This window comes from Paenibacillus sp. P4_A7, assembly GCF_056402455.1.
The window spans coordinates 1-5,536 of sequence record NZ_JBFUHJ010000379.1 but is presented as its reverse complement, the minus strand read 5'-3'; the positions used below and the strand labels follow the sequence as shown (position 1 = coordinate 5,536).

At 44.0% G+C, this 5,536-nt stretch carries 4 protein-coding genes; all 4 read right to left on the bottom strand.

Annotated features, from left to right (window positions below; genetic code table 11):
• Nucleotides 1-64: 64 nt before the first annotated feature.
• On the bottom strand, nt 65-1,312 hold the full coding sequence (locus AC1DWN_RS26715) for an MFS transporter (protein ID WP_477561928.1): 1,248 nt from the start codon (nt 1,310-1,312) through the stop codon (nt 65-67).
• 45 nt (nt 1,313-1,357) lie between these two features.
• The gene (locus AC1DWN_RS26710; RefSeq protein ID WP_477561927.1) at nt 1,358-2,671 is read right to left on the bottom strand and encodes a DUF2087 domain-containing protein; all 1,314 of its coding nucleotides are present in this window, start codon (nt 2,669-2,671) and stop codon (nt 1,358-1,360) included.
• A gap of 262 nt (nt 2,672-2,933) precedes the next feature.
• The gene (locus AC1DWN_RS26705; protein ID WP_477561926.1) at nt 2,934-4,178 is read right to left on the bottom strand and encodes an MFS transporter; all 1,245 of its coding nucleotides are present in this window, start codon (nt 4,176-4,178) and stop codon (nt 2,934-2,936) included.
• A gap of 67 nt (nt 4,179-4,245) precedes the next feature.
• Nucleotides 4,246-5,352, bottom strand: a complete 1,107-nt coding sequence (locus tag AC1DWN_RS26700) for a lactonase family protein (protein ID WP_477561925.1) — start codon at nt 5,350-5,352, stop codon at nt 4,246-4,248.
• Nucleotides 5,353-5,536: the final 184 nt, after the last annotated feature.

Sequence of the window (5,536 nt, the reverse complement as noted above, 5' to 3'; positions counted from 1 at the left end):
TGTCAATCCATACCACTTTTTTTTTGTAATCGGCAGAGCTTTTTACAATTTATACTTTACAGATCTACCCGTTAGCTTGCGTTATTAACGGCTTATGCTTAAACACTGGAATAAGCATTAACATACCAAGAAACATCACTGCACCGGCCACGGAATAAATCTCGACAAGAGGGAACATACTCTTTAGTTGTCCAGCTACCAGCGTCATTATAACCATCGTCCCCATGAACATTGGGTTCAGTACGCCATTAACTCTGCCCACATACGATTCTTCCGACCCTTGTAGGATCAATGTACTAATTCCAATTTGTATGCATGGGAATCCGATCCCAGAAATAAATTGCAGCACAAGCGTAATTGGAACGCTCGTCGATAAGCCTGTTCCTACCATACAGATGGAGTTGATTAGCAATCCAAGCGCGAGCAGCTTTTGCGGCGATACCTTTTTGGCTAACAACATGACCAGTCCTCCGCCAACTAGCATCGCAATACCATTTACCATCAGCATAAACTGTAGAAAAGATTTGGGCTGACCTAGCCGTTCAATGACAACAAACATTCCCAGCGTCTGAGCAATACCTACCGCTATACCTGCTAGAGCAAATGTTCCGCCAAGTGCTTTTAATATCGGACTACGCCACACATAGGCGAATCCATCACTTAAATCCTTCCAGAAACGACGCTCACCTGCCTCTGACGACTTCTCAACGTCGCGGTCACGAGGGATTCGAAATAATACAACAGCAGACAGCAAAAACGCTATACCCATTACTCCAACGGAAATTTCGATGCCAAATGTTTGATACGAAATAACGCCCAGTGAAGGACCTAGCACCATAAATATAGCCATTAGCGATTGGAACATCGCCATCGCCGATTGCAGCTGCTCAGGTTCGATATGCTGCTTGAACAGTTTCATTGCCGATGGCTGTGAGAACTGTGATAAAATCGCTGAGACGAATGCAGCAAAATATATCATATGCCAAGATCCATAGATAACCGTTATAAGCACGACAAAGACCGATATAGCAGACAAGAAATCACACCATATCATCGTCTTACGCGGCCTCCATCGATCTGCGAATGTCCCACCGATAAATGAAAAAACGAAAATAGGCAGAAACTCAACGAAGCCCATCAAACCAACCGCAAATGGATCATCGTTGGTCATGTCCGTTACATACATCAGAATCGCAAAATTTCGCACCCAAATACCGAGTTGAAGAAGTACGTTTGATAATAAAATCGTTTGAAAAAACTTGTTTCGAAGCAGACTACCTTTTGAATCCGTTACAGCTGTTTTTGCAGACATCCCAAACAACACTCCTTCATTTGAACTAACTACACAAATACTATTCTAGTCTTTATCATCAACTGCTTGCTTGTGATAACCCTTTTCCCCGTAAGGCTGAAGCTGTTCGATCCACTTCTCCTTTAAATCGGATACCTCCTTGTTATATTGGCGTACAACATCAATCGGTTGCCGTACATCGTTTTCCTGGACGTCTTTATAATCATACCGAATCTGATTATCGAATTTAACGGTCTCTAGAATGAGAAATGAAAAGCCTTCAGCCCCATATTGCTTCCATTCCTTCTGCAGCTCCTTGTTCGTATGACTGTCCATGTTGAGAATAAATTGCTCTTTTCCCCATAAAGCATCCATGTTTGTTGTGCCACCTATATAAATCCGACCGTTTGCGCTATTCGTTATTTGATATACACCCATTACTCGTTCACGTTCCTGATATTCAGCCGTTAGCTTTTTCCGCTGTGTTTTATCCATCTTTAATCCACCCTTTCTCTCATCCTGCTGTTTTCCCTTCAATTGCTTCTCTGGCTTCTCTGCCTTCTCTGGCTTCCCGGTCTTTTGCGGCTCACTCTCCCCCGCTCCACTTCCTAATAAACCTATCCAATATTGACTGCCGTCCTCTTCTCGTACCAAATAACCATATTCAATTAAATAACGGCGCAGCGTCACATAATCATCTGCCCAGAACTGCTTTAACTGCTCATTTACTTCCTTCTCCGAATACTTAATTCCAACTTTAAAAAACGATGAAATATGTCGCAATACAGCTATCTTCCGTTTTTCCTTGTTTGGGAATGACGCCAGCGGACCCTCAGGTCCTTTTGGAAAATACTGCTTTAGAAGGCTCTCGTATTCATCCTCCGTAATCGCGTATCTTTCATCCACCTGCTTAGCGTTCGGATGGATCGGTACAAAACGTGGTGCCGCAATAGCACCCTGCTCCATCAGTTCAATTGTGGCGAGGACCAGTCTCGCCTGCTTAGCCTTCTCTTTCAATACGAACCGATGATTTCGAATCGTCGAGGCGCTGCCTATATCAGTAAGCTTCACGATCTCATTATCAGATAGATTATCTGCAAAATGTCGGACTAGCTCTTTCTGCAAATCAGTAAATCCGGTCGCTTTCTTGTCTAATCCTAATAAACAATCCAGCATGGATCCGTGTGCCTCCTGTACATGATAAGCAGCATATTTGCGTGCCTTAAACCAACGACCTAACTGTTCGACATGGAATATCTCGCCATCCTCAAAGCAATCTCCACAAATCAAACAATAATAGCTTTCAGTTTTTTCCTCATACACGTAGCCTTGTTTTAATTCATCTAATGACGACTCCCAAAAACGTTCATCTATTTTCAATTTCAAACACCTCTTTGTTTCGTTTGGTTATATTACAAACATAATATCATCATGTTTGTTTATATTCAATGTATGATTTTTGTTTTCGCGAGTTGAGCGAAAAAGGTATCCATTTCCATTGCACGAAAAAGGGATCAACCACGAAGAACTGGTTGATCCCAAATAGAAATGAAGACATCGAATACTGTTTCAATAACATGTTCAAGCTAAGAAATTCATAATGGCTTTTCTTGTCTGCTCTGCTGAAAAGCTGCTCTATAGTTTAATGAATTTCCCTGCGATCCTTCGGCAGCAAGACAGCTAGCCCACCGATAGCTGGCAGCACACTGCAGATAATCATTACGTAGCTGAGGCCATTCACATCCGCTAAATTGCCAAGCACGACCGAGCCGAGTGCTCCCATACCAAAAGCTAGCCCAGTTATTAAGCCTGAGGCCGTTCCAACCTTGCCTGGCATGAGTTCCTGCGCATAAACTACGCTTACCGAAAACCCTGACTGCAAAATAAATCCGAGTAAAATGATTATCGGATAGACCCATCCTAGCGGAAGATGCGGCAGCATCAGCGCAAACGGAGTAGCCCCTAGAATGGAAATGAGCATCATTTTCTTACGCCCTATCCGATCGGCCATAATACCTCCAAGGAAGGTACCCGCTACTCCCGCTGCCATAAAAAGAAACAATGGAACCTGCGCAGCGCGAATAGACAAGCCATAGGTTTCCTCGGCATAAAATTGATAAAAGTTGCCGATAGCTGCCGAATACCAGGATCGTGCGAATACAACTACAAACAGTATAGACAGTGCGAAGGCTACTATTTTACTGTTTTTCCGAGCTTGTTCTGCCGCTAATGAACTCCCGCTTCCAGCTCTTTTGCTCGGCGGTTTTCCGCCATGTGCGGCTAACTGCGCAGTATACCAAGGCACAATCTTAAATAAAATAGCAATTGCCGCAGCCGCGAGCAGCATTCCCCAAACAGCGCCTCGCTGACCAAGTGGAAAAAAGATAAATATAGTCATTAACGGTGCTAGAGCTGAACCTAAATTGCCGCCCACCTGATAAATGGACTGCGCGAAGGCTCGTCTATTTCCTGCTGCGAGATGGACAACTCGCGAACCCTCTGGATGAAAGACAGCCGAGCCAAGTCCAACAAAAACGACGGCGAGCAGCAGCAACCAAAAGTTTGGCGCAAACCCTAGCCCTGCCATTCCAGCCATACTGCAGAGCATACCGACTGGCAGCAGCCACGGCCTCGGCTTTTTATCCGATATAAGACCAATAACAGGCTGCATGATAGATGAGGTCATATTAAGCGTGAACGCTATCCATCCCACTTGTGCGTAGCTCAAATGAAGAGAATCTTGAAAAATCGGAAACAGCGCAGCCACTACGGCTTGCATGGAATCATTCATTAAATGAACAGAGCTAATGGCAAATAACATTGTGTATACGGTTGCCGATTTTAACGCGTTACCCTTCGAACCGGCAACCGATCTTTGAGCTGACATAACCTAAGGACCTGCCTCTCCACTGTTACGATCTATCTCTAATTTAATTAATTCTCATCTGGTATTACTACAAGTTTTGACCGAACTTCATGCACACAGGACTCGATAATTCGAGCTTAGAGCCGGTCGGTGCAAGTATTCCACTTTCTTGATCGATACTAAAAACGATAACTGTTCCGCTGTTCTGATGTGCTGCGAGCAAATAAGAGCCATCAGGCGTAATCGCAAAGTTGCGAGGATTTTTGCCACCGCAATCGATATGTTGTATAAGTGCCAGCTCGCCGCTACTTGGATTAACTGCAAATACGGCAATACTGTCATGTCCTCTATTAGAGCTGTACAAAAAACGTCCAGATGGAGAAAGATGAATATCTGCCGCATCACTTAGGCCTTTATAATCAAGCGGTAGAGCCGATATAACTTGGCTTTCTGCTAATGTTCCAAGCTCTGCATCGACCTTTAATACGGTAATGGTTGAATCCAGCTCATTCATTAAATATCCACTCTTCAATTGCTGGTCAAAAATAAGGTGACGAGGACCAGCGCCACTATGTACCTTACATTCACCATGCGGGGTCAGTGTATTTTGCTCCGCATCATGTCGGTAAATAACAACAGCGTCTATACCAAGATCGACTGCACATACAAACGCTGAATCGCCCATTGGCGTTATGCAGTGTGCATGGGGTGCTTCTTGTCTTACTGTATTTGTACCAAGCTCACCTGAATTCTGCATCACAGAAGACGCTGTATTCAGCCCGCCATCTTCATTAATCGACAGTAAAGCAACGTTCCCGCCTGTATAGTTGGCCGCAAATAATGCTCTGCCCGCTTGATCTGTACTTATATAACAAGGGTGCGCGCCCTGCGTTAAAATCGGATTCCCCGATGTTCTGCTTAGTAAACCGGTTGAGGCATCCACTGCGAACGAGGCAACTGAGCCCCCGTCCTCATTTCCTGTCGTTCCAGTCTCACTTGCAGCGTACAGATGTTGCCCATTTGGATGCAATGTTAAATACGATGCATTCTCCAAATCCGTTAATTGCTGAACAACAGTTAACTTGCCAGTCTCACCGTCGAATTGGCAGACGTGAATGGTCACTTCCTCCGCCGTACCATAGGAACCTATGTAAAGAAACCCTTTATATGCTTTTTGTTCGTTTTGCTTATTCACATTTACCCAACCTTCCCCTCATTTTTTTGCATTACAGTGAACATAGCATATGCCGTAAAAGCAAACAATGTATTTTTTTATAAAATACTTCACAAAAGGTATTGTGATATGTTACAATGTAAGCGCTAACAACTCAACGACTCACATTTCTAAAGGGGGAAAATGAGATGATGAATGTTGTAAC

Excerpts from the sequence above, each read along its gene's own strand:
- AC1DWN_RS26715 (WP_477561928.1), bottom strand. The coding sequence starts at position 1,312 with ATGTCTGCAAAAACAGCTGTAACGGATTCAAAAGGTAGTCTGCTTCGA.
- AC1DWN_RS26705 (WP_477561926.1), bottom strand. The coding sequence starts at position 4,178 with ATGTCAGCTCAAAGATCGGTTGCCGGTTCGAAGGGTAACGCGTTAAAA.